This is a genomic window from Sphingomonas sp. 28-62-11 (assembly GCF_002278865.1).
Taxonomy (GTDB): Bacteria; Pseudomonadota; Alphaproteobacteria; order Sphingomonadales; family Sphingomonadaceae; genus Sphingomonas.
Genome location: NZ_NCGB01000006.1, coordinates 55,993 through 82,698, shown reverse-complemented (window position 1 = coordinate 82,698; position 26,706 = coordinate 55,993). Strand labels below are relative to the sequence as shown.

The window sequence follows — 26,706 nt, the reverse complement described above, 5'->3', positions numbered from 1 at the left end:
GCCGCCGATGCCAAGGATCAGCCAGTCCATCGACAGATTAAGTTGATTGCAAATCGCCATTGCATGCGAAATGCTCATACTCTTTCCAGAAATCCACCGGGTAACAGCGCTTTGATCAACGGCTATCAGATCGGCGAGCAGATATTGTTTGGGAATACCTCGCGCTTTCATCGCGATCAGCAAACGTTTGCCGATGTCGTGCATATCTTGCGCTCCGCACACTAAAATCATCGCAATCGCCGACATTGGTGATGACCACGTCGCGATCGGCGGTCTTTTCATCATAGTTTCGATGCGTTGGCGCGCTTCCTCCAATCGATTTTGGAGCAATCACATCGCGGTCATTCCCGCATCGTCGGCGGTTACCGTAATCATTGGCGAAATCGTCCGATGATGGACCAAACATCGCCGGTGATTCGGTGGCGCATCATCAACACAAGTCAGCAGCGACGGCGGATGCGGCACCCGGGCGCACCATATCGCCGCAATAAAACTCATATCCAATTTGGATGAGGAAACCGCCCCCGGCAGAACCAGCGGAGGAGGCGATCAGACGACTCGGCGGGGAAACAACAGTCGTGATACGGCCAGATACAGAAATAACCCCGCAGGCCCGGCCAGAAACGTCAGTGCCAGGATTGGCGCCTGCAACACCCGGCCCATCCCGCGCCGATCGGCATCCTCGGCGATCCACAGTCCGGTGAACAGATCGAGCGCCAGATAATGCGTCCAGCCGGTCACCACGCCGCCATCGGTGGCGAAGATCGCGCGGATGCCGGCGATGGTCGTGAAGTCAGGCGCCGGGCCGCCGCTGTCGCCAAACCCGACGGTCAAAGCCGTGGTGATCAGCACGACATAGAACAGGCTAAGCCCACCCGCCCCCGCAATCCGCAATTGATCAATCCCTCCCCGCCAGCGCGGCGCGAGGATCAACACCAGCCACAGGACGAGTGCGGCTGTGTTGACGATCTGGAACAGGACGGGCCAGTTCATGCTATTCCGCCGCCTCTGCCAATGGCGCGTCCTTCCACACCAGCACCGGTTTGCGCGCCGCTAGCGTTTCGTCGAGCCGCGCGCGGGGGGCGAAGTGCGGGGCGGATTTCAGCGCCGGGTCGCCCGCCTTGGCGCGCCCTGCCACGTGGCGCAGCGCGCCGATGAACTGGTCCATCGCCGCCTTGCTCTCGGTCTCGGTCGGCTCGACGAGCATCGCGCCGTGGACGACGAGCGGGAAATAGACCGTCATCGGGTGGAACCCTTCGTCGATCAGCCCCTTGGCGATATCGAGCGTGGTGAAGCCTTCGGCCATCCCGTTATCGCTGAACAATGCTTCGTGCATACACGGGCCGCTATGCGCGAACGGCGCATCGAGCACATCCTCCAGGCTGCGCAGCACATAATTGGCGTTGAGCACCGCATCTTCGGCGACTTGCCGCAGGCCATCCGCGCCGTGGCTCATGATGTAGCTGAGCGCGCGCGTAAACATGCCCATCTGGCCATGAAACGCCACCATCCGCCCAAAGGTGTGGGGATGGTCGTCGCCGGCCGTTTCTTCCTCGATCAGGGCGATATGCCCATCGGCGTAGCGTGCCGTGAAGGGCAGCGGCCCGAACGGGCTCAGCGCCTCGGAGAGCACGACCGGACCAGAGCCCGGCCCGCCGCCGCCATGCGGGGTCGAGAAGGTCTTGTGCAGATTGATGTGCATCGCATCGACGCCGAGATCACCCGGCCGCACCCGGCCAACAATCGCGTTGAAGTTTGCGCCATCGCAATAAACGTACCCGCCGACCGCATGAACCGCGTCCGAAATTTCCTTCAGGTCGCGTTCGAACAGCCCGCAGGTATTGGGGTTGGTGATCATTACCCCGGCCACATCCGGCCCAAGGCGTGCTTTGAGCGCAGCCGTATCGACACGGCCTTCGGGCGTCGCGGGGATATCCTCGACCGAATAGCCCGCGAACGCGGCCGTCGCCGGGTTCGTGCCATGCGCTGATTCGGGCACGAGGATGACGTTGCGGTGCCCCTCTCCCCGTGCTTCGAGTGCCGCCTTGATGCACAGGATGCCGCACAATTCGCCATGCGCGCCCGCCTTGGGGCTCATTGCGACGCCGTGCATGCCGGTGAGCTTGATCAGCCACACCGCGAGCTCGTTAATGACGCCCAGCGCGCCCTGCACCGTATCGACTGGCTGAAGCGGGTGGATGTCGGCGAATCCGGGCAGCCGCGCCATTTTCTCGTTTAGGCGCGGGTTGTGCTTCATCGTGCAGCTACCGAGCGGGAAAAAGCCGAGGTCGATCCCGTAATTCTGGCGGCTGAGGCGGGTATAGTGGCGGACGGTTTCAGGCTCGGAAAGGCCGGGCAACCCGATCGTCCGTTCGCGCGCCAATCCGCCGAGGCGGCTAGTAGCTGGAGCCATATCGGCAATGTCGACCCCCGTCGTCTCGCTGTCACCAATCTCAAAGATCAGCGCTTCTTCGAGCATCAGCCCCCGGTTGCCCGTAAAAGTTGCGGGGCCATCGGTCTTGCTGCTGCCCAATTCCGGACGCCAGCCGCTTGCGTTGATTGTCATGCCAGCACCTCTTCGAGCGCAGTTGCGAGGGTTTCGATATCTTCGAGCGTCGTCGTTTCGGTCACTGCAACGACTAGGCCGTGGTCGAGTTCGACAACGCCGGGATAAAGCCGCCCGAGCGAGACCCCTGCGAGGATCTGGCGATCGGCCAGTTGCCGCACGATCGGGCGCGCGGTTTTCGGTAACACCAGCGTGAATTCGTTGAAGAAGCTGTCATTGACGAGGCTGACCCCCGGCACCTGCGCCAACCGATCCGCTGCCGTCACCGCCAGCGCGTGGTTGACGCTCGCCAGCTTGCGCAGGCCAGCCTCGCCCAGCAGCGTCATGTGGATCGAGAACGCCAGCGCGCACAGGCCGGAGTTGGTGCAGATGTTGCTCGTCGCCTTTTCGCGGCGGATATGCTGTTCGCGCGTGCTGAGCGTCAGCACAAAACCACGCTTGCCGGTCGCATCCACCGTCTCGCCACACAGCCGCCCGGGCATCTGGCGGAGATATTTCTCCTTGCAGCCGAACAGCCCGACATAGGGGCCGCCGAATTGCAGGCCGACGCCGATCGACTGGCCTTCGCCGACGACGATATCGGCATCCATTTCGCCGGGCGACTTGATCGCGCCGAGCGCTACCGGCTCGGTGACGACCGCGATGAGCAGCGCCTTATTGGCGTGGCACGCATCGGCGAGCGGCTGCAAATCGGCGATCCGACCGAGAATGTCGGGATATTGCACGACCACGCAGGACGTATCGCTGTCGATCGCGGCGATCAGCGCGTCGATATCGGTTTCGGCGGTGAGGGTCGGCAGCGAGGTTTCGAGCAAATCGCCGGTATATTTCGCCATCGTCTTGGCGACCGACACATAATGCGGGTGGAGCCCCGACGAGAGGATCGCCTTGCCGCGCTTGGTGATCCGGCGCGCCATGCCGATCGCCTCCCAGCACGCGGTCGAGCCGTCATACATCGATGCGTTCGCCACATCGGTGCCGAGCAGCCGCGCAACCTGCGACTGGAACTCGAACAGCATCTGCAGCGTGCCCTGCGCGATTTCCGGCTGATAGGGTGTGTAGGCCGTCAGGAACTCGCCGCGCTGGATCAGATGATCAACGCTCGCCGGCACATGATGCTTGTACGCGCCGCAGCCGAGGAAGAACGGCACGTCGCCCGCGACGGTGTTTTTCCGCGCCAGCGCCCGCATGTGCCGCTCCACCGCCATTTCGCTGGCATGCATCGGCAGATCATGGATCGGCCCATCGAGGCGTGCGGCTTCGGGCACATCGACGAAGAGATCATCGATCGATGCGGCACCGATGGTGGCGAGCATCGCCGTCCGGTCAGCGGGGGTAAGCGGCAGGTAACGCATGATAATGTTCCTGAAAATCGTCACCCCAGCGAAAGCTGGGGCCTTCATGGGGCCGGCGGCACACGCGCCCCGCAAAGATGCCAGCCTCCGCTGGCATGACGCGTTTTGGTGCGGGTTAAAGCTTGCTCACGAACGCTTCATAGGCGACTTCGTCCATCATGCCTTCGACCTCGCTCGGGTCGGACAAGGTCAGCTTGAAGAACCAGCCATCGCCTTCAGGGTCTTCGTTGACCAGGCCGGGCGTGTCATCGAGCGCGCTGTTGCCCTCGATCACCGTGCCTGAGACGGGCGAGTAAACGTCCGACGCGGCCTTCACCGATTCGACTACGGCGGCTTCGTCGCCCTTGGTCACGTCCTTGCCCTCTTCGGGCACATCAACGAACACGATGTCGCCAAGCTGTTCCTGCGCATAGTTGGTGATGCCGACCGTGCCGATATCGCCGTCAAGCTCAACCCATTCATGATCTTCGGTGAAATAGCGGCTCATGCGGTGCCTCCTTTAGCGAACGTAACGATGAGGAATGAACGGCATCGCAGTGACGATGCCGGTATGGATTTTGCCGCGCTGGGCAATACGGACGTGGGTACCGGGTGCGGCCATGTCGGCGGGCACATAGGCCATTGCAATCGGCGCACCGACGCTCGGCGCGAACCCGCCAGAGGTGATCCTGCCGACCGGCGCATCGTCATCGCCAATCACTTCCGCCCCTTCGCGCACGGGCTGTTTGCCCTCAACGAGCAGCCCAACCCGCTTCGTCGCTGGACCGCTGGCGCGCTCCGCAAGGATGCGCTCGGCACCCGGAAATCCGCCCTCCTCGCGCCGCCGCTTCGACAGCGCAAAGCCAAGATCGGCCATGATCGGGGTCGTCTCAGGATCAAGATCATGCCCATAGAGCGGCAACCCCGCCTCCAGCCGCAGCGAATCGCGCGCACCTAGCCCGATCGACTTCACCTCAGGCTGCGCACACAGCGCCTCCGCCAGCGCCTCGACCGCGTCGGCGGGCACCGAAATCTCGAATCCATCCTCGCCGGTATAGCCCGACCGGCTGATCCAGAGCGGCGTGCCGTTCCAGTCGAACGCCGCCGCGGTCATGAACACCAGCGCCTCCACCCCTGGCACGATCCGCGCCAAAGCATTGACCGCCTTAGGCCCCTGCAGCGCGAGCAATGCCTGTTCGTCTAGGTGGTTCAGCCGCACGTCATCGGGCAGATGCTCGACAAAATGGGCGATGTCATCCGCCTTCACTGCGCCGTTGACGACCATGTAATATGCAGCGTCGAACGCTGACCCATCGGGCAGCCGCGTCACCATCAGATCGTCGAGAATGCCACCATTGTCGGCGAGCAGCAGCGAATAACGCATCTTCCCCGCCGCCAGTGCCTTGATATCGCCCGGCAACAACGCTTCAAGCGCGGCGGCGACATCCGCCCTTTCGCCATCGGCGCTGAACAGCAGCTGCCCCATATGGCTCACATCAAACAGGCCGGCATTTTCGCGGGTCCACAGATGTTCGGCCATGATGCCATCATATTGGATTGGCATGTAATATTCGGCGAATTCGACCATGCGCGCGCCACGCGCGCGGTGCCAAGCGTCAAGCGGCAGGTTCTCGATCGTATCGATGAACTCGATCTGGTCGCTCATCACAGGCCTTCCGCAGCATGGGGTTACGGCCTGCCGCGCACGGGAACTCCCGCGATCGACCCGCCGCCCCCTCTGTCACGGAACCTGAGAGCTTTCGCCGCCTGCGTTGTGCCAGGCCGGCTTACCCCTTCGGTGGGCACCGCGAACGCCGCGCTGCCGCTTTCCAGAGTGTCGTTTCAGGTCAGCGCGGTCCCGATTGCCTGAGAGATTCCGGGGCGGTTGCTCCTTCGGCGGTTCCGGCCAACCTTTGGGGTTACCCGAAACGCTCTCCCGCGCTTACCCATGCCGGTTGCCCGGCATCGACCGCTAATCTGTGCCGCGCCGCAGCAACCGAGTCAATCGCGCGCGGCCTAGCGCGTCGCGTTAAATTTCAGCTGCGCGTCGGTGAGCTGGAAGCCGACCAGCGCTTCGAAGCTGGCGCGCTGCACCGCCTGGCGGATTTCGGGGCGTGAGAGCGGATCAACCGCCGCATCTTCGGCGCCCGCCTTGCGAATCCGGGTGAGTGATTTGCGAATTTCGGGCGACAGGGTGGCCGCCGACCGCAGCACATTGGCGGTCGCCTGGCCACTGACCGATCCGCGCGCTTGACCGTCATCGAAATGGACCGAGACCCGGCCGATTCGCTTGGCGACCACGGCCGTGCCGCCCTGCACGACAGTGATGAAATAGGGTAAAGTCACGTCGCGCGCGCCTTGCGTGCTGGTGCGGCGCGCGCGGATGTCAAAAGTCACCACCGTCTGCACATTCTCGCCCACATCGCTGCAGGTGGAACGAACATTCGTCATCAGCGCGCTCACGTCGAGCGCAGATTGCTCCTGGCTCGATGCCGGGTTGAACAGCGTGACGTCTCCCGTTGCAGCAGGCACCGCGACAGCGGGGCAAGCGGTGCGGATGGCGGTGATGCCGCCCAGCGTAACTTCGCCGGTCTTGGCGCATCCCGCTGTCAACAGGATCGGGGCGACGAGGATAGCGATTTTCCGGGCTGTCACAGGCGTACGCACCTTTTGAACGAGAAGGGGGCCGCCGCCATTACCGCGCGCCGACCCCTGAACAGCCTATAGCATAGGAACCGGCTTTCGCCCGCGCAAGCAATCGCGTAGACATAGTCTATGGCTACTGCACTCAAACCTCGCCTCGACCTTCTCATCGCCGCCCCACGTGGCTTTTGCGCAGGGGTCGATCGGGCGATCCACATCGTCGAACTCGCAATCGAGAAATATGGCGCGCCGGTCTATGTCCGCCATGAAATTGTGCACAACAAATATGTTGTCGACACATTGCGCGAAAAGGGCGCGATCTTCGTCGAGGAGCTCGATGAGGTGCCGGACGGCGTTCCGGTCGTCTTTTCCGCGCACGGCGTGCCCAAATCAGTGCCTGCCGAGGCTGAAGATCGCGGCCTTGCCTATCTCGATGCGACCTGCCCGCTCGTTTCCAAGGTGCACCGGCAGGCCGAACGGCTCGTTGATGCCGGCCGCCACATCATCTTTGTCGGCCATGCCGGCCATCCTGAGGTGATCGGCACCTTCGGCCAAGTGCCACCTGGCGCGATGACGCTGATCGAAACGGTGGAAGATGCGATCGCCTTCGAACCCGTCGATCCCAACAATCTCTCGTTCCTGACGCAGACGACGCTATCGGTTGACGATACAGCCGATATCGTCGCCAAGTTGATCGAGCGTTTTCCGGGCATCAAGGCGCCGCGTGGCGAGGATATTTGCTACGCCACGTCGAATCGGCAGGCTGCAGTCAAGGCAATTGCCGCGCAGTGCGATGCAATGCTGGTGATCGGTGCGACCAATTCGTCCAACTCGCTCCGGCTGGTCGAAGTCGCCGAACGGCATGGCATTCCCGCCAAGCTGATCCCGCGCGCTGAGGATCTCGATTTCGCGTGGCTCGAAGGCGTTAAGACACTCGGCATTTCGGCGGGCGCCTCGGCACCTGAAGTGCTGGTGCGCGAACTCGTGGCCCGGCTCGCCGAGGTATATGAGATCACCGAGCGTGAGGAGGAAACCACGCGCGAAACGATCTCTTTCAAACTGCCCCGCGGCCTCGAAGTCCCCGCCTGAGTCGAAAGAACTGATCTCGTGGCGGTTTACACCCATGTGTCCGCCGAGGCGCTGGCCGATTTCCTGTGCCGCTATGACGTAGGCGAACTGGTGTCCGCCAAGGGCATTGCGGAGGGTGTGGAAAACACCAACTATCTGGTCGATACGACCGGCGGGCGCTTCATCCTGACGCTATACGAAAAGCGCGTGGCAGCGGAAGATTTGCCGTTCTTCATGGCGCTGCTCGATCACCTCGATGCCAAGGGGCTGCCCGTGCCGCCGGCAATCAAGGATCGGAATGGCGAAGAGATTCAGGAACTGGAAGGCCGTGCCGCGTGCCTGATCAAATTCCTGCCCGGCGTATCGCTATCACATCCGCGTCCAGCACAGGCGCTGTCCGCCGGTCGGGCGCTCGCCGCGATGCATGACGCAGTGGCGGATTTTGCACCCACCCGCCCTAATTCGATGGGCGTTGAGACCTGGCAGCCTTTGCTCGAGCGTTGCGGCCCGAACCTTAATGAGATCTCCCCCCGGCTGTACGATGATCTTTCCTTTGCCACGGACAAGATCGTTGGCCGATGGCAGGGCGATGCGTTCGATCATGTCGCCATCCATGCCGATCTGTTTCCAGACAATGTGCTGATGCGCGGCGATGCCGTGACAGGACTGATCGATTTCTACTTTTCGTGCACCGACGTTCGCGTTTTCGATCTGGCCATCACCCACAGTGCCTGGTCGTTCGATGCGAGCGGCGCACAGTTCGATGCTGCGATCGGGCAGGCGCTCGTGAAGGGCTATGAAGAACGCTTCCCGCTCTCCCCGGCTGAAAACGCCGCCTTTGCCACACTTGCCAGCGGCGCCTGTATCCGCTTTGCGCTGTCTCGCGCCTGGGACTGGCTCAATACACCTGCCGATGCCCTCGTCACCCGCAAGGATCCGATCGCCTATATGCGCCGTCTGAACCATTATGATCCGACCCTGGCGAGCCGCGTCGCATGACCGAGTTGCCGCAAGTCGAGATTTTCACTGATGGCGCATGCAAGGGCAATCCTGGTCCCGGCGGCTGGGGGGCGTTGCTGCGGATGGGCGGTGTTGAGAAGGAAGTTTCTGGCGGCGAGCCGATGACGACCAACAACCGGATGGAAATGATGGCGGTGATCGAGGCGCTTGGGGCGCTCAAACGGCCTTGCCGGGTCACACTCTCAACCGACAGCCGCTATGTGATGGATGGCCTGACCAAATGGATTCACGGCTGGCAGAAAAATGGCTGGCGAACCGCTGACAAGAAGCCGGTCAAAAACGCCGATCTATGGCAAGCGCTGCTCGCGGCGGCCAAGCCGCACCGGATCGATTGGCAATGGGTGAAGGGCCATGCCGGCCACCCCGAAAACGAACGTGCCGATGCATTGGCGAGCGCCGCTGCCATGGCGGCGGGGCGGAAGCGGGCGAGCGTCGAAGCCTGAGCTTACCGCTACTCGGGCTAAGCCAATGGCTTAAGGTTTATTGATCCCAACCCCCGTTCGGGCTGAGCGAAGTCGAAGCCCAAGCGTTGCGCTTGCCTTTCGACTTCGCTCAAGGCGAACGGAGTTGTAGTGATATCAACCAGGCGCCATCCCGCTCTTGAAACCGATCAGTCCAAGTGTTCCTCTGTCGGCGCCTCGACACCATTTTTCTTGATCGATTCGATCGCGTTCACCGCCGCGGCCTTGCTCGAATAGCCCTCGGTCCAGAACATCACTTCGCTGTTATATTTGAACTTCGCGACGAACTCGCCGGCCTTGTTCTTCTCGATCACGAATTTGTGGGCCATGATGCACCTCCCGCTTGAGTGAGATCACAGCCTAACGCGGCGGCTATCGTTGCGCCAGCGCTACAAAGCGATCGGGCGCATAGGGTGCAGGGTCGATCGCAGCGACGGCGTCGGGCATCGGTTGCCCCAGGAGCAGCGCCGCCCCGAGCATCGCGGCGGCAGGCGCGGTCTGGATGCCGATGCCGCCCTGCCCCGCAAACCAGAAAAAGCCGTCAACCACTGGATCAAAACCATAAACCGGTAGCCGATCAGGCGCGAAGCTGCGCAAGCCCGCCCATTTGCGCTCCACCGCCGCGACTTTCCAGTCGGTGACAGTCTCGAACCGGTCAATCGCGATGGCGACATCGATTTCTTCCGGCGCGGCATCGCCCGCTTCGACGGGAGTCTCGTCATGCGGGCACAACCACAGCCGGTTGGGGCCTTCCGGCCTGAAATAATAGCTGCCGGCGATATCGATGACGAGCGGGAGGTGGTCCGGCACATCGTCGGTCGTCACGCGCACCTGCGCGATGGTGCGGCGCATCGGCTGGATGCCGAGCGGCTTGGCGCCCGCCATCGCTGCCAGGCCATCGGCCCATGCCCCGGCAGCGTTGACGATAATCGGGGCGGATGTGTGCCAGTCGCCTGCTTGGACGTGCCATACACCGTCAATGCGCTCGACCCGATCGATCCGTCGCCCGGTCTCGAGCATGCCGCCCGCCCGCCGGAACGCAGCGAGCACGCTGCCGTGCAGCCCGGCCACGTCGATATCGGCGCCCGTCGATTCGAGCATCCCGCCAACGAGGATGGGCCGGGCGCGCGGCACCCATTGGCGGATGCCGTCATGATCGAGCCGGGCCAGCCCCACCCCCGTGCCGGCAAATTCGCTCGCCAGCTTGTCGAGCAGCGGCAAACCGTTAATCTCCGCGACCTCAAGCGAGGCGCGCGGTTTCAGGAAGCCGCCGGCCTCAAGGACCGGATAAGACGCGCGCGTCAGCGGTTGCACCAGCGGGCCGCCTAATGTCTCATGCCAGAACGCCGCCGACCGGCCGGTCGAATGATAGCCCGGCATGTCCTCCGCCTCTATCAGCACGACGCGGGCATGGGGTGCGAGTTCGGCGGCCAGGCTTGCCCCGGCGATGCCTGCACCAATAACGAGAATATCGGCGGCGATGTCAGCCGTCATGGTGCGACCGATCAGGCCCGCTGTGCGCGAGAAGCGAGGAAGATGTCGATCTCGCCAATCGCACGGTTGCGAACACTGTCCGTCTCGCGCAGCACCTCATGCGCGGATTCCTTGCCGAACCGCAGCACCCGGCAATCGGGCAACTTTGCCGCAACACCAACCGCCGCTTTGGCATCAACCAGCTGGTCTGCCATCGGCACCAGCATCAGGGTCGGGACGCGCATCGCCTTCAGCGCAGGCGACTGACGCAATTCGCGGGTGGAGACAAAGGCCTCGATCACCCATTTCCAGCTCGGGGGGCCAGTGACGATATCGGGATGCGTTTCCTGCCAAAAAATTTCATCGGCATAGCGTTCCGGATCATGCGTCAGCAGCGCCTGGCGCGTTTCGAGCCCACCGGGCTTTTCGTTCGCCTTCCACGCCGCCCGCGCCGAATTGCCGAGCCCGCCAATCATTTTCGCCACGCGTTCGCCGAGCCCCGCGCCAAGCGCATTGCGCAAGCCCAGCATCGGCGCGACGAGCACCAGCGCATCGGGATCGGCCACCCGCTCAACCGCGGCGCGCAACACCAGATGCCCGCCCATCGAATGCCCCATCAGCACACGCGGGCCCATTGCGTGCGCAACCCATTCGGCATAGAATTCGGCGAAGTCATTCACATAAATAGCAAAATTCGAAATATGACCGACATTCGGATCGGGCGTCAACCGCCCCGATCCGCCCTGCCCGCGCCAATCGAGCCAGGTCACGCCCCAGCCCTGGCTATGCCAATGCGCGAACAGCTCAAGATATTTTTCGAAAATGTCACCGCGCCCGCCGCAGAACAAGATACTGCCACGTGGCTCGGTTTCAGCTGGCCAGTCGAACCGGCGCAGCGGCCAGCCGTCGCTCGCTATCCAGCGGGTGATCCGGGCCGCTGCTGGAATTGCCCGGCGATATAAAAGAGATGAAGTCATTGCCGCTGGTTACTTTTTAGAAAGCCGTTCCGTCTAGGAACGAGATTGATGAACTGGGGCTATCTCATCGCCGTGATGCCGGTGCTGCTGGCACTTCTCCTTGTTTCGGCAGGGATAGAGGATGCACGCCTGCGCACAATCGCCAATTGGAAAAATGCGCTGATCGCCTTGATGGCAATACCGTGGTGGTGGGTCAACGGCATGACGATCTGGCCCGATATCGCGATTCAGATCGGCGTGGCGCTCGCCATTTTCGCCTTTTTTTGCGGCGCGTTCGCGCTCGGCCAGATGGGTGGCGGCGATGTGAAACTGATCGGCGCGCTCGCGCTCTGGTTCCCGGTGGAGCCAATGATCTGGCTGCTGATCGTCATGTCGCTGGTAGGCGGCGGCGTCACGCTGGTGATGATGATCGACAGGTGGCGACGACAGGACCAGTCCCCGGTCGAGATTCCGTACGGCGTGGCGATTGCCATCGCCGGACTTTTGGCGGTGCGCGAACCACTTTTTAACCAATTTACTTGAATGCTTAACGGCGGATCAACTGATCCGCGTCCGAAAAGGCCAGAGGCGTCATGGATAGTAGGAAGATCATTCTGTTGGTTGCTGCGCTCTTTGTGGCGGGGCTTACCGCTTTCATGGCGCGATCGCTGATTGCCGGCTCCAGCGCGCCGGTCGCGGCAGCAGCAGTGCAGCCCGTACAACCGGTGGATGGTCCCGAAGTACTCGTGGCAACGCGCGCACTGCCCATCGGCACGATCCTCGACGCGACCGCGCTGAAGTTTCAGCCTTGGCCAAAAGAACTCGTCGACAACGCCTATTTCTTGAAAAAGGAAACCGATCTGCGGTCGCTGCAGGGCACTGTTGTCCGCAACGCCATCACCGCTGGTCAGCCCGTCACGCAGGGTGCGCTGGTAAAGCCCGGCGATCGCGGCTTCCTGGCAGCGGCGCTCGGGCCGGGCATGCGGGCCGTGACGGTGCCGGTGCAGGCGAATGCCGCCGTGGCCGGCTTCGTATTTCCCGGTGACCGGATCGATCTGATGCTGACGCAGACGGTATCGGGTGGCGGCGATGGCCCACCGCTCAAGGTATCGGAAACCGTGCTGCGCAACCTGCGCGTTCTGGCGACCGATCAGCGCACCGACAACACGGTGGGCGAAGATGGCAAGACCGTTGTTCGCACCTTTTCCAGCATCACCGTTGAAGCAACACCCAAGCTGGCCGAACAGTTGGCGGTAGCGCAGACGCTCGGGTCGCTGTCGCTCGCGCTGCGGTCGATCGCCGATAACTCCGCCGAGCTTGAAGAAGCGATCGCGTCGGGCGCGGTGTCGGTGCCCGATGGCAACGATCCCAAAGCCGAAAAGGCGATGATCATGAAAGTTGCCGCCCGTCCAACGGCCGGTGGCTCCACTTTTGCCACCGGTGCCGATGTATCGCGGTTTCAGCGCAGCACGGTGCCCGGCAAACCCGCAGGACAGGTCGATGGCGCCAATGGTGCGCCGGGTGCTTTCCCCGGCGGCGCTGCCCCCAAGGGGCCAACGGTCCGCATCGCACGCGGCAACAACGTGACCGAAGTTCCGGTCGGGGGGAAGAATTAGGATGCGTAGCCCTGCAAAGTCGATCGGCTGGCCGCTCGCGGTCGCCCTCGCCGCCACTGCGGTAGGCAACACCGCGCCCACCGGCGCGCAAACCGTTGCCGCCTCGCCGACCTCGCTGGTCGAAGTCGCGATCGGTCGTGGCCGTCTGGTCACGCTCGCGCGGCCGATGAGCGATTTGTTCGTCGCCGACGATAAAATCGCCGACGTCCAGGTCCGCTCGCCTACCCAACTGTACATTTTCGGCAAGCAATCAGGCACGACCACGCTCTATGCGACCGCGAAGAACGGCAGCGTCGTCTATTCGACGTCGATCCGCGTTGGCACCAACATCGATTCGGTCAGCCAAATGCTCACGCTCGCGATGCCCGATGCGCAGATTGTTGCCACGCCAATGAACGGTCTGGTGCTGCTGACCGGCACCGTCGCACAGCCCGACGATATCGCCGAAGCGCAGCGGCTGGTGGAGGCCTATGTCGGTGATTCGACCAAGGTACTTGTCCGCCTGAAAACGGCCACCCCGCTGCAGGTGAACCTGCAGGTGAAATTTGCCGAGGTCAGCCGCAGCTTCATCAAGAATATCGGCGTCAACCTGACCAACCGGGATAACAGCGGCAACAACTTCCTGTTCGGTATCGCCCAGGGTCGCGCGGGCACGATCACCAGCATTCCCGAGGTTGCAGCTGGCACGCCGGTAACACGCGATGCCAATGGATTGCTCCCCGGTTCCACCTTGTTCCAGTTCCCAACCAGCCCGACGATCGGCACCGCGCTTGGCGTGGCGGGCCGTTATTTCGGCACCGATCTGCTCGCCTCGCTCGATTTGGGGGAGCGCAAGGGCCTGGTCTCGACGCTTGCCAACCCCAATCTGACTGCACTGTCAGGTGAAACCGGGACGTTTCTGGCGGGCGGGGAAATTCCGATTCCGATCAGCCAGGGGCTCGGCGCAGTCTCGGTCGAATACAAACAGTACGGGATCAGCCTGGTTTACACCCCAACCGTGCTGTCGGACGGCCGCATCTCGCTGCGTGTCCGCCCGGAAGTATCGCAGTTGACATCGGCTGGCGCGGTCACGATCGGCGGCACCACCATCCCCGCGCTCACCACGCGCCGGGCAGAGACGACGGTAGAACTCGGTTCCGGCCAGAGCTTCATGATCGCCGGGCTGCTGCAGAACAACCACAACAATTCGATCACGCAGGCCCCTGGCCTGGGCGACGTGCCGGTGCTTGGCGCGCTATTCCGGTCGAACGGCTTTCAGCGCGACGAAACCGAGCTGGTCATCGTCATCACGCCGTATCTTGTGAAGCCCGTTAATGCGAACGAGATCGTCCTTCCAACCGATGGGTACAAGGCGCCGTCGGATCTCGACCGGGTGTTCCTCGGCACGCTTTCGCGCGGCGCGGACAATGCCGATCGGCCCAAGCCAAGCGTCGCGCCTTCGTCCAGCCAGCCGGCCATCGGCGCGGTCAGCCCGTTGCCGCTGGGGCCTGCGCAGGCCCCCGCCCCAATGCAATCGGGTCGCGATGAGGTGAAGGCCGTCGTTCCCGCCCCGCGCAAGGGCAAAGCGAGCAGCAGCGCCACACCAGGGTTCAGCTTCAAATGATCGCGCATCGCCGCAGGGAGAGTGTCATGCTCAAGCGCCTAACGATTATCGCCATCGCCGCACCGGCCCTGCTTCTGGCAGGCTGTGCGGGGTCGACGGCGGAAAATCGCGGACTCGAATCGGTCCATCAGCCGGTCGTCAGCCGTACCGATTACATCTTTGACATGAACACCGATAATGGTCGGCCCTCGGCGGGTGAGGTTCAGCGGCTCGCGGGCTGGCTGGCGTCGCTGCGGCTCGGTTACGGCGACCGCGTTGCGCTTGATGATCCCACCGGTGCCAACAGCGCGGCGCGGGCAGATGTTGGCGCGACGATTGCGCGTTATGGCCTGTTCCTGGGCGATGCGGTGCCCGTTTCGGCAACCCAACCCAACCCGGGCACGGTCCGCGTGATTGTCAGCCGCACCACGGCATCGGTGCCGAGCTGCCCCAACAATCGCGATACCGGCAACGGCAATTTCAACGCCCATACCTCGTCCAACCATGGCTGTGCGGTCAATTCTAACCTGGCGGCGATGATCGCCCAGCCCGAAGATCTTGTGCGCGGGCAAACCGGATCGGCAACGTCTGATCCGGCAACGGGCACGCGCGCCATTCAGCAACTCCGTAAGGGCACCGGATCGGGTGGCACCGGCGCGACCAGCGGCGCCGCCGGCGCAAGCGGCGGTGCCAGCGGTAGCAGCGGCTCCAGCGGTGGTTCGTCGGGTGGGGGGGACAGCTAATGAACGCACCATTTAATCCCGGCCGTTCGGGCACGCGTGAACCCTTTGTCGCGTTCGTCTGCGATGAAACCACAGCGGAATCGCTCCGCCCGATTGCCGTCGAGCTCGGCTGGGCACCCGAAAAGGTCAACAAAGGCGGCCTGCGCAATGCCGTGCAGACATTGTCGGTATCGGCCAGCCCGCACATCCTGTTTGTCGATCTTTCGGAAAGCGGTGATCCGCTGAACGACATCAACGCGCTTGCCGAAGTCTGCGAACCCGGCACGGTCGTGATCGCGGCCGGGCAGGTCAACGACGTGCGGTTGTACCGCGATCTCGTCGCCAGCGGCATCCAGGATTATCTGCTGAAACCGCTAAACCCCGATATGCTCCGCGATGCCTTTGCAACCGCACAGGCATTGTTGAACGCACCCAAGGTCACCGACGCCTCGCTGGAACGCCCGCACTGCTCGGCAGCGGTAATCGGCACGCGTGGTGGCGTCGGTGCATCATCGATCGCGACATCGCTTGCCTGGTGGATCAGCGAAAAGGAAAGCCGCACGACCGCGCTGCTCGATCTCGACGTCCATTTCGGCACCGGCGCGCTCGCGCTCGATCTGGAACCTGGTCGCGGGCTGACCGATGCGATCGAAAACCCCAGCCGTATCGATGGGCTGTTCATCGAACGCGCCATGGTGCGCGCCAGCGAAAAGCTCGCCATTCTGTCCGCCGAAGCGCCAATCAGCGCACCGATCATGAGCGACGGTTCTGCCTTCTACCAGTTGCAGGAAGAAATGCGGGCGGCGTTCGAATGCACGATCACCGAATCTGCCGCGCGCGATGCTGGTCAATCACCCGCACCTGATCAGCGATGTACAGCTGGCGGTAGTGGTGACCGAACTAACCCTCGCGGCGGCGCGCGATTCGATCCGTATCCTGTCGTGGCTGAAATCGAACGCGCCACAGACTCAGGTGTTCGTTGTCGCCAACAAGGTGCACCAGAACGGCCAGCTAGAGATCAGCCGCAAAGACTTCGAGGGATCGATTGAGCGCAAGATCGATTTCGTCATCGGGTTCGATCAGAAAACAGCCGCACAAGCCGCCAAACTGGGCAAGGCGCTGGTCGAAGTTGGCAAGTCATCAAAGGCGATCTCCCCGATTGCCGATCTGGGGAAGCGCCTGCTGATCGCCGCCGATGGATCGGCGGATGATGTGTCGGCCAAGGGCGGCAAAAGTGCCAAGCCACAATCCGCCGGCAGCTCGCTGATGGGCAAATTCGGTAATTTGAAGGGTCTGATTCCGAAACGCGCCGCCAAGGCGAGCTGAACGAAATACCCCGCGCAAGGCATTTAGCGGGGTTTGATAAAGGCACGGTGAATGGATTTGATGCCCCTCATGATGATGTGCCTCGGCGCGCTGGTCGTGCTGGGGCTCATTGCGTTCGCTTTTTCCGGGCCATCGCCTGATCGCGCCAAGGTCCGCCGCCTGCGCTCGCTCACCAACCGGCACAATGGATCGTCGGGGGCGGTTGCCGAGGCGCATCTGCGCCGAATCACGCAAAGCCGTAACAGCCGCATGGATGCAGCCGCGATGCGCCTGCTGCCAAATCCCGCTCTGCTGAAAAAGCGGCTTTCGATGACGGGCAAGCCATGGACGCTCGGCCAGTATGTCAGTGCGACGCTGGGCATTTTTGTCGTCATGTCCGCACTGCTGATCTTTCAGGGTTTGCCGATCCTGCTGGCAATGATGGTGGGGATCATCATTGGTGCCGGGCTGCCGCATATGGTGGTCGGGTTCTTCATCAAGCGCCGCATCGCCCAGTTCACCGCCAAATTCCCGGACGCGATCGAATTGCTCGTTCGCGGCCTGCGGTCTGGCTTGCCGATTGGTGAGACGATGGGCGTAGTCGGGGCGGAGATTGATGGCCCCGTCGGCGTCGAATTCCGATCGATCACCGACAAAATGAAAATCGGCCGAACGATGGATGTGGCACTGCAGGAAACCGCCGACCGGCTCGGCACGCCCGAATTCCAGTTCTTCGTCATCACCATCGCCATCCAGCGCGAGACCGGCGGCAACCTGGCCGAAACCCTTGCCAACCTGGCGACAGTGCTGCGCATGCGCGGCCAGATGAAGCTGAAAATCAAGGCGATGTCATCTGAATCCAAGGCTTCCGCCTACATCGTCGGATCACTGCCGTTCATCGTGTTCGGCATGATCTGGATGATCAACGGGTCATACATGCAGGGCTTTTTCATCGACCAGCGGCTGATGGTCGCGGGCGGTGGCGGCCTGCTGTGGATGGGGATCGGCGTGTTCATCATGAGCAAAATGGTCAACTTCGAAATTTAGCGACGGGAAAACAGCGTGCAATTCCAGGGTGCCAGTGCCGGTCCGACGATCCTCGGCGTCGATGTCATCAGCGTCGCGACGCTGCTGGCTGGGGTGTGCGCGTTCATGGTGCTCGTCGCGATCTATGCCGTCACCACGGTAAACGACCCGATGGCGAAACGCGTCAAGGCACTGAACGATCGCCGCGAACAGCTAAAGGCCGGGATTACCGCGTCGACCGCCAAACGCCGCGCCAAGCTCGTCAAACAAAACCTGACGACCGACCGGATCAGGGATTTCCTGCAATCGCTGAAGGTGCTGCAAGACAGCCAGGTCAAGACCGCACAGGTCAAGCTGATGCAAGCCGGTATCCGATCAAAGGAATATGCCGTCGCGGTCATCTTTGCGCGGATGGTGATGCCGGTCGTGATTGGCGGCATGATGCTGTACCTGGTCTATGGCACTGATATGTTTTCAGATTGGTCACCGCTCAAGGCTTACGGCCTGGTCGCGGTGAGCTTTCTGCTGTCGTACAAGGCCCCCGATCTGTATCTCGACAACAAGATCAGCAAGCGTTCTGACGGTATCCGCAAGGGCCTTCCCGATGCGCTCGATCTGCTGGTGATCTGTGCCGAAGCCGGATTGACCGTGGATGCCGCCTTCCAGCGGGTGGCGCGCGAACTGGGCCGTGCCTATCCCGAACTTGGCGATGAATTCACCCTGACCGCGATCGAGCTTGGCTTCCTGTCCGAACGGCGCCAGGCCTTCGAAAATCTGGCGATGCGCGTGAAGCTTGATGCGGTGAAGGGCGTTGTGACCACGATGATCCAGACCGAGAAATACGGGACCCCGCTGGCATCGGCATTGCGCGTGCTTTCAGCCGAGTTCCGCAACGAACGCATGATGCGCGCCGAGGAAAAGGCAGCGCGCTTGCCCGCGATCATGACGATCCCGCTGATCCTGTTCATCCTGCCGACGCTGTTCGTGGTCATCCTCGGCCCGGCGGCCTGTTCGATCTCTGACGCTTTCTCCGGTGGCATTTAATCGGGGTAATCAGCGAACACCGGGGCGAACGCTGGCGCTTGATTGAACCCGTGGCACACGGCACACTGGCGTCCGACAAAAATGTCGTGGGGCCAAGCCATGTTACCGCAATCGCCACTTGAATATGCCGTGTGGGGCGGCCTGATCCTGATCGGGTGGCTGTTCGGCTATTTCAGCTCGACTTTTGAGGGCAAATGGCGTCGTCGCTTCCATGATGAGCGGCGTTTTTATGCCCAGTATCGCGACGAAACCGATCGGCTCAACATCGAGAAGACGCGCCGCATTACCGAACTAGAAGCCCAGAAAAGTGCGCTATCGCAAGAAGTTGTGCGGCTACGTAGTGATGTTGCGGCATTGGCATCGCCCTCCCCGCTGCCGCCAGTCGCACCCGTCGCGCAAACCGCTGCGCCCGAGCCTGTCGCCGAGACACCGGCACCAGCCTTACCAGATGCCACCTCCGAAACCGCGGCCGAACCGGTGATCGAACCTGTGTCAGCCGCCGAATCGCCTGCCGTCGAGCCGCATGTCGCCGAGCCGGCCTCTGCCGCAATCGCGGCCGCTGCAGCCACACCCGTGGCCGCTGCCGCGCTGACTCATCCCAATATTCTGCCCCATATTGAGACAGATGTTGATCCTGCTGCGAAACAGGCCCCCATCGCCGCCACCGACGATGGATCAGTTGTCGTGGCAAACGCTGATGACGTCCATCCGACCGCCGAGGAAGCGCCGATCGAAACGGCTGATGCCCATGCGGAAGAGATCCACATCCCGCTTGATGCCGAACTGACCGGGCTGACGCGGATCCGCGGAATCGACGATACGCTGGCCGCAGGGCTCGCCTCGCTCGGCGTTCGCCAGGTCGAAGATATCGAGCGGCTGAGCGCCGAGGATGAAAAGGCGATCGAGATCCAGCTCAACCTGCCGCCCGGCCAGATCGCCAACCAGCAATGGCGGCTGCAGGCAGCGCTGATCGGATCAGGCGAAGACGGGCTGATCGAGCCGCAACTGGTGCACGCTTAAGGCGTTAATTCGCCACCCTACAGCGCGATTGCCGCCGCGCCCGGTCAATCGCACCAATCGGTGCATTGCGATCGATGAGCACGCGGACCAGCGCAACGCCGCGCGTTCCCGCTGGCATGACGGGGTAATAGCCTTTCGGTGCCACCTGCCCCTTGCGGATCAACGCGATGTGAAGTGGCTCGCCCGCTGCCTGCACGTTGTTGCGGACAAAAGCGGTGTTGGTGAGCGTATCGAACACCGATAGCGACCAGTAAGGCGCGTCGATCGGCAGCACATCGATCAACACCGGGCCAACGCCGACATCATAAGGGCAGCTCGAATAGAGCAAATCGGGGCTTGGCCGCACGATGGCGCGCGACTTGGCGGTGACGACCGGCGCGTGCGTCATCCGGTTGATTCCGCCCGCACTCGCCACTCGCCGGACCGCCAAGGCCATCAGCGCGCGCGGCATCGCCGCGATTGTCCCATGCCAGGCGAGCAGGCCGCAGAAGATGCCGAACAGCAACGGAGCAAGCCAATGGCGGATCATGCGCAGCGCTCCCGTTTGATCTGCGGCAGTTGCGCGCGGGTGAAATCGCCCTTGCCGCGGTCAGCGGGCAGATAGGCGCGCATTGTCAACTCGAAAGGCGCGGGGTTACCCGTGGGCAGCCACCTGCCCGGTTGTTTTGTCGGCGCGATCGTCACCGCCCAGCGGGCGGCTTCGGCCGGGCTGAGGCTGGCGCTGCCGACCGAATAGATCTCCGCCGGGTTGGGCACGAGATAGCCCGCGCGGTCATACAGCGTGACGCTCCACCATTTCGCGGGCAGTGCGCCGCCCGTCAGTGTGTAGGTGCAGTTGCCCGTCAGCGGCTGGCCGGCATCATCGGTCGCGGCGGTGTAGTACCGCACCTCGCTCGCCGGGAGCGCGAGCAGTCCGCGCAGCGCGACGACCGCCCGGGTATAACCGCTCGCCGCCTCGCTACCGAAATCGCGCCCGGTATACCACGGTCCGATCGCGTTCTGCGCACCGAGCGATCCGGCGCGCACGGTCCAGATCGCCGCCCCGCTGCCGATCAACACCCCCGCAACGCCGCCAATGAGTAGGCGCGCCCAGTTCTTCATTCCGCTAACCCCGATCCCTCAAATTGCCGTTGATCTACCGCTAGCCATCCCACATCCGTTCGCCCTGAGCGAAGTCGAAGGGCACGCGTTGCGCCTGGGCTTCGACTTCGCTCAGCCCGAACGGGTGTGAGCAAGATCAATCCAACTGTTCTACCATGAACAAGAATCGCCGATTACGCGCGATTTTTCAACGCCGCCTGTGCCGCGGCGAGTCTTGCAATGGGAACGCGGTAGGGCGACGCGGAGACGTAATCGAGGCCCGTCGTCTCGCAAAACGCGATACTGGCCGGGTCGCCGCCATGTTCGCCGCAAATGCCGAGCTTGATGTCGGGCCGGGTGCGGCGGCCGCGCTCAACCGCGATCTGGATCAGTTCGCCCACCCCTTCGATGTCGAGGCTGACGAAAGGATCGGTCGCGTAAATGCCCTTGTCGACATAAGTCGTCAGGAAGCGACCAGCATCGTCGCGGCTCACGCCAAGCGCGGTCTGGGTCAAATCATTGGTACCGAACGAGAAGAACTCGCCGACCTCCGCGATCTGCGCGGCCATCAGCGCGGCGCGGGGCAGCTCGATCATTGTGCCGACCAGATAGTCGAGCACGCGCCCCTTCTCGGCGAACACCGCCTTGGCCTGGGCATCGACCACGGCCTTCATCAGCTCGAGTTCCTTGCGGGTGGCGACCAGCGGGATCATCACTTCGGGGATCGGCGCCGCGCCGGACTTCTCTGCGACATCACACGCCGCCTCGAAAATCGCGCGGGCCTGCATTTCGTAGATTTCAGGGTAAGTGACGCCCAACCGGCACCCGCGATGGCCGAGCATTGGGTTGAATTCATGCAGCTCCCCCGCGCGGCGGCGCAGCGCCTCGACGCCGATGCCGGTCGCTTCCGCCACATCGGCAAATTCGCTTTCTTCATGCGGCAGGAATTCGTGCAAGGGGGGATCGAGCAGCCGGATCGTCACCGGCAGCCCCGCCATCACCTCAAAAATCTGGGTGAAGTCAGCGCGCTGTTCGGGGAGCAGTTTCTCCAGCGCCGCGCGACGGCCTGCTTCGCTATCGGCCAGGATCATCTGCCGAACCGAGGTAATCCGCTTGGCATCGAAGAACATATGTTCGGTGCGGCACAGCCCCACCCCTTCCGCGCCAAAATCACGCGCGGTGCGGCAATCGAGCGGGGTTTCGGCATTGGCGCGCACCTTCAGGCGGCGGACCTTGTCGGCCCAGCCCATCAGCACCCCGAAATCGCCGGCGAGTTCGGGCTGCACGGTTGGCACTTCGCCGAGCATCACCTCGCCGGTGGTGCCATCGATCGTGATGATCTCGCCCTCGCGCACTTCGCGGCCCGCCACGCGCATCATCCGCGCCTTGGCGTCGATCGAGACGGTGCCCGCACCCGAGACGCAGGGACGCCCCATGCCACGCGCAACGACGGCGGCGTGGCTGGTCATCCCGCCCCGCGCCGTCAAAATGCCGCGCGCTGCGTGCATGCCGTGAATGTCTTCGGGCGAAGTTTCAGTGCGCACCAGGATCACCGGTTCGCCGAGCTCGGCGCGGTTCTGGGCAGTTTCGCTATCGAACACCGCTGCACCGCACGCCGCGCCCGGGCTGGCGGGCAGCCCGCGCGTCAGCACGTCGCGCACCGCGGTGGGATCAAGCGTCGGGTGCAGCAACTGATCAAGCGCCGACGGATCGACACGGGCGACCGCTTCCTCCTCGGTGATCAGGCCTTCATTCGCCATGTCGACCGCGATCTTGAGCGCCGCCGATGCGGTGCGCTTGCCCGACCGGGTCTGGAGCATCCAGAGCTTGCCGCGTTCGACGGTGAATTCGATGTCCTGCATGTCGCGGTAATGCACCTCGAGCAGGTCGAACACCTTGGCGAGCTCGGCATAGGTTTCCGGCATCGCCTCTTCCATGCTGAGCGGCTTGGCGCCCGCCAGTTCGCGGGCCGTGCGCGTCAGATATTGCGGGGTGCGAATGCCGGCGACGACATCCTCGCCCTGCGCATTGATCAGGAACTCGCCATAATAAGCGCGGTCGCCCTTGGCGGGATCGCGGGTGAACGCCACACCCGTCGCGGAGGTTTCGCCCATATTGCCGAACACCATCGCCTGCACGTTGACGGCGGTGCCCCAGTCGCCGGGGATCGCATTCAGGCGACGATAGACCTTGGCGCGATCGGACTGCCACGAACCGAACACCGCGCCGACGGCACCCCAAAGCTGATCGTGGACATCCTGCGGAAAGGGTTTGCCCCATAGCCGCGCGACGATTGCCTTGTATTCCGCCACCAGCGCGCGCCAGTCATCGGCGGACATCTCGGTATCGAGGAAATAGCCATTATCTTCCTTGGCAACCTCAAGCGCTTCCTCGAACGCGCCATGTTCCAGCTCGAGCACCACATCCGAATACATCTGGATGAAGCGGCGATAGCTGTCCCACGCAAAGCGCGGATCTTCGCTCACCGTGGCGAGGCCCTCGACCGTGGCGTCGTTCAGCCCCAGATTGAGCACGGTATCCATCATGCCGGGCATCGAGACGCGCGCGCCCGAGCGGACCGAGACGAGCAGCGGATTGGCGGGATCGCCGAATTTCTTGCCCGTCACGCCCTCGATATGCGCAAGGCCGGTTGCGACTTCAGCGCGCAGGCTGTCCGGAAAGGATTGCCCTTCATCCAGGTAACGCGTGCACATTTCGGTGCTGATCGTGAAGCCCGGCGGCACCGGCAGCCCGATCGAGGCCATGCCATCAAGGTTCGCGCCCTTGCCGCCCAGCAATTCCTTGCTGAGGCCCGCGCCATCCGAAACCCCGCCGCCGAAGCGGTACACATACTTGCTCATTGCTCATTCCCGTCAGCCGCCAGACCCGGCGGAATTGGTTCAAAAGTGATAAAAGTTATTACCTATATGGAAAAAACGCTTACCCCTCGATCTTCGAAAAATCGGCGACTCCGTACACGGCATTGCGCACTTTTTCCAACAATGCCAGCCGCGCTGCCCGCTTGGCAGGATCGGGATCATTGACGATCACGCTTTCGAAAAAGGCATCGATGGGCGCGCGGAGGGATGCGAGCGCAGCCATCGCGGCTTCGAAATCCTCGGCGGCAACGGCGGCGGCAGCGGCGGGTTCGGCGATGTCGAGTGCCGCGATGAGCGCGGCTTCGGCGGCTTCGGGGGTGTAGGGCAAAACGCCAGCCCCAACCACGCCGTCACCCCGGCCCCCGAGCCGGGGTCCCGCTTCTACTTCGGTCGCCGACAAGCGGGACCCCGGATCAAGTCCGGGGTGACGATCGCTTTTATCGGAGGTTTCGAACCCCTCCTTCTTCAGAATATTCGCCGCACGCTTATACCCGGCGAGCAGGTTCGCGCCGTCGGGTGTGCCGATAAACGCCTGCAACGCGCGGACGCGCGCGAGCAGCCGGACGAGATCATCCTCCCCACCAAGCGCGAACACCGCATCGATCAGGTCGTGACGGACACCAGCTTCGCGCTGCTGGACTTTGAGGCGGTCGGCGAAGAAATCGAGAAGAACGGCGAACGATACAGCCTTGCTCACAATCGTGATCGAGGGCTCACGTTTCACTTGAACGTAAGTGTTTTTCTCTAGAGCAATTTTTGTAACGCCATCAAAAACATAATGGTAATGGTAGAAGTTTTTGAGACCCGGGTGTTCTCTTGGTCCCTTATGCCAGTCGGCTTCAGGATCTTGAAGCAACATCTGAGAGTCGGGACGATTGTCCATCTGCAATGTCAACTCGTCGAACAAGATATCGAACGCTTCCATAAGCGACATCCGGATTTGACACGCGATCATTAGAAGAGCCGCACCGAGCGCGCCTCTCCTCAAGGCAAATGGATCTCTGGATCCAGTCGGCTTCAGATCAATGGCAAAAAAGCAAAGCAGCGTATCCAGCTTATCCGCCAAACTCACCGCCACCGTCACCGGATCGGTAGGCACGTCATCGCCCTGCCCGACCGGCTTGTAGTGATCGCGGATCGCGGCGGCGACGCGGGGGTCTTCGCCTTGCGCGGCGGCGTAATAGCCGCCCATCAGCCCCTGCAGCTCGGGGAATTCGCCGACCATGCCGGTGACGAGATCGGCCTTGCAGAGAAGCGCGGCGCGTTCGGCGAGGTCTGCCAAGTGCTCCTGCGAAGGCAGGAGCCCAGGGCCTCCGGCCACCTCGCCATCCTGGGCTCCTGCCTTCGCAGGAGCACGGCTACTGACAATCCCCTCCTCGACCAGCCACCTCGCCAGTTTGGCGACGCGCGCGACCTTGTCGGCCACCGTGCCCAACTTCTCGTGGAACACGATCCGGTCGAGCTTCTTGGCCTGTTCGTCGAGCGGCACTTTCAGATCGGTGTCGTAGAAGAACTTCGCATCACTCAGCCGCGCGGCAAGGACCTTGCGGTTGCCGTCGATGATTTTCGCGCCGCCGTCCGCCGCATCGATGTTCGCGGTGCAGATGAAGGCGTTGGCGAGCTTCCCGTCCGCATCCGCGCAGACGAAATATTTCTGGTTCACCCGCGCCGTCAGCTGGATCACTTCGGGGGGCACGCTGAGAAACGCCTCGTCGAACCGGCCGAGCAGCGGCACCGGCCATTCGGTGAGCCCGGCATTTTCCGCGAGCAGCCCCGCATCCTCGATCAAGGTCAGCCCCGCCTTGCGGGCGGCCATCTTCGCGCCGACCGCGATGATGTTCGCGCGCTCGTCCTGATCGACGATGACGTGCGCGTCGCGGAGTTGCTCTGCATAGGTCGCCGCGCTCTCGATGCTGATCGCGCCGGTCGAATGGAAACGGTGGCCCATCGTGGTACGGCCGCTGGCGATGCCGGCGATCTCGCACGGCACGATGTCAGTGCCGAGCAGCGCGACGATGCCCTGCAGCGGGCGCACCCATTTCAGGCTTTCGGTCGACAGCGACGCATCGCCCCAGCGCATCGATTTGGGCCAGGGGAAAGCGCGGATGATGCGCGGGATTGCTTCGGCGAGCACATCGGCGGTCGCGCGGCCGGGCTTGTCGATGACCGCAAACAGCACCCCGTCGCGCTCGACGAGCTGATCGCGGGCGAGCCCTGTCTTGCGGAGAAACCCCTCGAGCGCCTGCGGGGGGGCACTCGATTTCGGGCCCTTGATCTCCTCCGACACCGCCGCCGTCTCCAGCGGCACATCGCGCGCAATCAGCGCGAGCCGGCGCGGGGTGGCATAGGTCGTTATCGCGGGTGCGGGCAGCCCGGCGGCAGCAAGTTCGGCGAGGAACAGCTTAGCGAGGTCATCCCGCGCCTTCGCCTGCATCCGCGCCGGGATTTCCTCCGAACGCAGCTCCAGCAGAAAGTCGGTCACTCTTCGATCCTCCCCGCTAGCGGGGAGGGGGACCGCCAGCCTTCTTCAGGCTGGTGGTGGAGGGGGCTCGCCGCAAACGCAACAATCGCTTGAGCCGCATCGTCAGCATTTTTCAGAACGTCAGCCGCCCCGATCCGCAAAACGCGGTAACCCGCCGCTTCCAACCATGTCGTCCGTTCGATGTCACGCTCCGGTCGATCGCCCATATCGTGCGCGATACCGTCCACTTCGATCACCAGCTTGGCAGCAGCGCAATAAAAGTCTGCGCGATATGGTCCGATCGGGTGCTGCTTGCGGAAGGCGACACCTTGCGGAGACCCTTTGAGCCTCTGCCATAACAATACCTCAGGCAAGCTCATTTCCCGGCGTGCGCGGCGGGCTTCGTATACTTCTGGGCGGCGTAGCGTTTGCGGCCTGCCCCCTCCGGTG

At 62.9% G+C, this 26,706-nt stretch carries 25 protein-coding genes, 1 pseudogene and 2 riboswitches; of the genes and pseudogenes, 11 read left to right on the top strand and 15 right to left on the bottom strand.

Features of this window, described 5'->3' with window-relative positions:
* The 7 genes from B7Y49_RS03180 to B7Y49_RS03150 form a co-directional block, all read right to left on the bottom strand.
* A partial coding sequence (locus tag B7Y49_RS03180; RefSeq protein WP_374126119.1) for a helix-turn-helix domain-containing protein occupies nucleotides 1-282 on the bottom strand: 282 nt, incomplete at its 3' end.
* A gap of 267 nt (nucleotides 283-549) precedes the next feature.
* Nucleotides 550-993, bottom strand: coding sequence for an ABA4-like family protein (locus B7Y49_RS03175; protein ID WP_374126118.1), 444 nt, complete (start codon nucleotides 991-993; stop codon nucleotides 550-552).
* Nucleotide 994: 1 nt separating this feature from the next.
* Nucleotides 995-2,566: a glycine dehydrogenase subunit 2 gene (gcvPB, locus tag B7Y49_RS03170; RefSeq protein ID WP_374126117.1), complete on the bottom strand. Its 1,572-nt coding sequence runs from the start codon at nucleotides 2,564-2,566 to the stop codon at nucleotides 995-997.
* On the bottom strand, nucleotides 2,563-3,921 hold the full coding sequence (gene gcvPA / locus B7Y49_RS03165; protein ID WP_374126116.1) for a glycine dehydrogenase: 1,359 nt from the start codon (nucleotides 3,919-3,921) through the stop codon (nucleotides 2,563-2,565). The genes gcvPB and gcvPA overlap by 4 nt, the downstream gene beginning before the upstream one ends.
* A gap of 115 nt (nucleotides 3,922-4,036) precedes the next feature.
* On the bottom strand, nucleotides 4,037-4,408 hold the full coding sequence (gene gcvH / locus B7Y49_RS03160; protein ID WP_374126115.1) for a glycine cleavage system H protein: 372 nt from the start codon (nucleotides 4,406-4,408) through the stop codon (nucleotides 4,037-4,039).
* Nucleotides 4,409-4,420: 12 nt separating this feature from the next.
* Entirely contained in the window at nucleotides 4,421-5,566 is a 1,146-nt protein-coding gene (gene gcvT / locus B7Y49_RS03155; protein ID WP_374126114.1) for a glycine cleavage system aminomethyltransferase GcvT, read from the bottom strand.
* 62 nt (nucleotides 5,567-5,628) lie between these two features.
* Nucleotides 5,629-5,743, bottom strand: a riboswitch (glycine riboswitch).
* Nucleotides 5,744-5,849: riboswitch (glycine riboswitch) on the bottom strand.
* A gap of 67 nt (nucleotides 5,850-5,916) precedes the next feature.
* On the bottom strand, nucleotides 5,917-6,555 hold the full coding sequence (locus B7Y49_RS03150; protein ID WP_374126113.1) for a hypothetical protein: 639 nt from the start codon (nucleotides 6,553-6,555) through the stop codon (nucleotides 5,917-5,919).
* 120 nt (nucleotides 6,556-6,675) lie between these two features.
* Here B7Y49_RS03150 and ispH point away from each other — a divergent pair, with 120 nt between their 5' ends.
* Genes ispH through rnhA form a run of 3 tightly spaced genes read left to right on the top strand, consistent with a single transcriptional unit; the run spans nucleotide 6,676 to nucleotide 9,074 of the window.
* Nucleotides 6,676-7,632 (top strand): 4-hydroxy-3-methylbut-2-enyl diphosphate reductase, encoded by a 957-nt coding sequence (ispH, locus tag B7Y49_RS03145; protein WP_374126112.1) that lies wholly within the window; start codon nucleotides 6,676-6,678, stop codon nucleotides 7,630-7,632.
* A gap of 18 nt (nucleotides 7,633-7,650) precedes the next feature.
* Entirely contained in the window at nucleotides 7,651-8,610 is a 960-nt protein-coding gene (thrB, locus tag B7Y49_RS03140; RefSeq protein ID WP_374126111.1) for a homoserine kinase, read from the top strand.
* Nucleotides 8,607-9,074 carry a ribonuclease HI gene (gene rnhA / locus B7Y49_RS03135; protein ID WP_374126110.1) on the top strand — a complete coding sequence of 156 codons (468 nt, stop codon included), beginning with the start codon at nucleotides 8,607-8,609 and terminating at the stop codon, nucleotides 9,072-9,074. The genes thrB and rnhA overlap by 4 nt, the downstream gene beginning before the upstream one ends.
* Nucleotides 9,075-9,241: 167 nt before the next feature.
* Here the strand turns inward: rnhA and B7Y49_RS03130 are convergent, their stop codons facing one another.
* The 3 genes from B7Y49_RS03130 to B7Y49_RS03120 are packed head-to-tail and all read right to left on the bottom strand — an operon-like array spanning nucleotide 9,242 to nucleotide 11,542.
* Nucleotides 9,242-9,421, bottom strand: a complete 180-nt coding sequence (locus tag B7Y49_RS03130; RefSeq protein WP_374126109.1) for a YegP family protein — start codon at nucleotides 9,419-9,421, stop codon at nucleotides 9,242-9,244.
* A 43-nt stretch (nucleotides 9,422-9,464) separates the two neighbouring features.
* A complete protein-coding gene (locus B7Y49_RS03125; RefSeq protein ID WP_374126108.1) occupies nucleotides 9,465-10,586 on the bottom strand; it encodes an FAD-binding oxidoreductase in 1,122 nt (373 codons plus the stop codon).
* A gap of 11 nt (nucleotides 10,587-10,597) precedes the next feature.
* Complete coding sequence (locus B7Y49_RS03120; RefSeq protein ID WP_374126107.1) at nucleotides 10,598-11,542, bottom strand: alpha/beta fold hydrolase; 945 nt, start codon at nucleotides 11,540-11,542, stop codon at nucleotides 10,598-10,600.
* 48 nt (nucleotides 11,543-11,590) lie between these two features.
* Between B7Y49_RS03120 and B7Y49_RS03115 the strand changes: the two genes are divergently transcribed.
* The 8 genes and pseudogenes from B7Y49_RS03115 to B7Y49_RS03080 all read left to right on the top strand — a co-directional run bounded on the left by B7Y49_RS03115 (nucleotide 11,591) and on the right by B7Y49_RS03080 (nucleotide 19,836).
* The gene (locus B7Y49_RS03115; protein ID WP_374126106.1) at nucleotides 11,591-12,064 is read left to right on the top strand and encodes a prepilin peptidase; all 474 of its coding nucleotides are present in this window, start codon (nucleotides 11,591-11,593) and stop codon (nucleotides 12,062-12,064) included.
* Nucleotides 12,065-12,114: 50 nt separating this feature from the next.
* Nucleotides 12,115-13,137 (top strand): Flp pilus assembly protein CpaB, encoded by a 1,023-nt coding sequence (gene cpaB, locus B7Y49_RS03110; protein ID WP_374126105.1) that lies wholly within the window; start codon nucleotides 12,115-12,117, stop codon nucleotides 13,135-13,137.
* Nucleotide 13,138: 1 nt separating this feature from the next.
* A complete protein-coding gene (locus tag B7Y49_RS03105; RefSeq protein ID WP_374126104.1) occupies nucleotides 13,139-14,740 on the top strand; it encodes a type II and III secretion system protein family protein in 1,602 nt (533 codons plus the stop codon).
* A gap of 26 nt (nucleotides 14,741-14,766) precedes the next feature.
* Nucleotides 14,767-15,462, top strand: a complete 696-nt coding sequence (locus B7Y49_RS03100; protein ID WP_374126103.1) for a CpaD family pilus assembly protein — start codon at nucleotides 14,767-14,769, stop codon at nucleotides 15,460-15,462.
* Nucleotides 15,462-16,767, top strand: a pseudogene (locus B7Y49_RS03095) (CpaE family protein). Before B7Y49_RS03100 ends, B7Y49_RS03095 begins: the two are co-directional and overlap by 1 nt.
* A gap of 51 nt (nucleotides 16,768-16,818) precedes the next feature.
* On the top strand, nucleotides 16,819-17,793 hold the full coding sequence (locus B7Y49_RS03090; protein ID WP_374126102.1) for a type II secretion system F family protein: 975 nt from the start codon (nucleotides 16,819-16,821) through the stop codon (nucleotides 17,791-17,793).
* Between the two features lie 15 nt (nucleotides 17,794-17,808).
* On the top strand, nucleotides 17,809-18,816 hold the full coding sequence (locus tag B7Y49_RS03085) for a type II secretion system F family protein (protein WP_374126101.1): 1,008 nt from the start codon (nucleotides 17,809-17,811) through the stop codon (nucleotides 18,814-18,816).
* A gap of 81 nt (nucleotides 18,817-18,897) precedes the next feature.
* Nucleotides 18,898-19,836: a hypothetical protein gene (locus tag B7Y49_RS03080; RefSeq protein WP_374126100.1), complete on the top strand. Its 939-nt coding sequence runs from the start codon at nucleotides 18,898-18,900 to the stop codon at nucleotides 19,834-19,836.
* Nucleotides 19,837-19,840: 4 nt separating this feature from the next.
* Here B7Y49_RS03080 and B7Y49_RS03075 read toward each other — a convergent pair whose 3' ends face one another.
* From B7Y49_RS03075 to B7Y49_RS03055, 5 genes are all read right to left on the bottom strand, one after another.
* A complete protein-coding gene (locus B7Y49_RS03075) occupies nucleotides 19,841-20,365 on the bottom strand; it encodes a DUF1254 domain-containing protein (protein WP_374126099.1) in 525 nt (174 codons plus the stop codon).
* The gene (locus B7Y49_RS03070) at nucleotides 20,362-20,937 is read right to left on the bottom strand and encodes a DUF1214 domain-containing protein (protein WP_374126098.1); all 576 of its coding nucleotides are present in this window, start codon (nucleotides 20,935-20,937) and stop codon (nucleotides 20,362-20,364) included. Before B7Y49_RS03070 ends, B7Y49_RS03075 begins: the two co-directional genes overlap by 4 nt.
* A 173-nt stretch (nucleotides 20,938-21,110) precedes the next feature.
* On the bottom strand, nucleotides 21,111-23,777 hold the full coding sequence (gene ppdK / locus B7Y49_RS03065; protein ID WP_374126097.1) for a pyruvate, phosphate dikinase: 2,667 nt from the start codon (nucleotides 23,775-23,777) through the stop codon (nucleotides 21,111-21,113).
* 79 nt (nucleotides 23,778-23,856) lie between these two features.
* Nucleotides 23,857-26,277, bottom strand: a complete 2,421-nt coding sequence (glyS, locus tag B7Y49_RS03060) for a glycine--tRNA ligase subunit beta (RefSeq protein WP_374126096.1) — start codon at nucleotides 26,275-26,277, stop codon at nucleotides 23,857-23,859.
* A complete protein-coding gene (locus B7Y49_RS03055) occupies nucleotides 26,274-26,636 on the bottom strand; it encodes an endonuclease domain-containing protein (protein ID WP_374126095.1) in 363 nt (120 codons plus the stop codon). The genes glyS and B7Y49_RS03055 overlap by 4 nt, the downstream gene beginning before the upstream one ends.
* Between the last annotated feature and the right edge of the window lie 70 nt (nucleotides 26,637-26,706).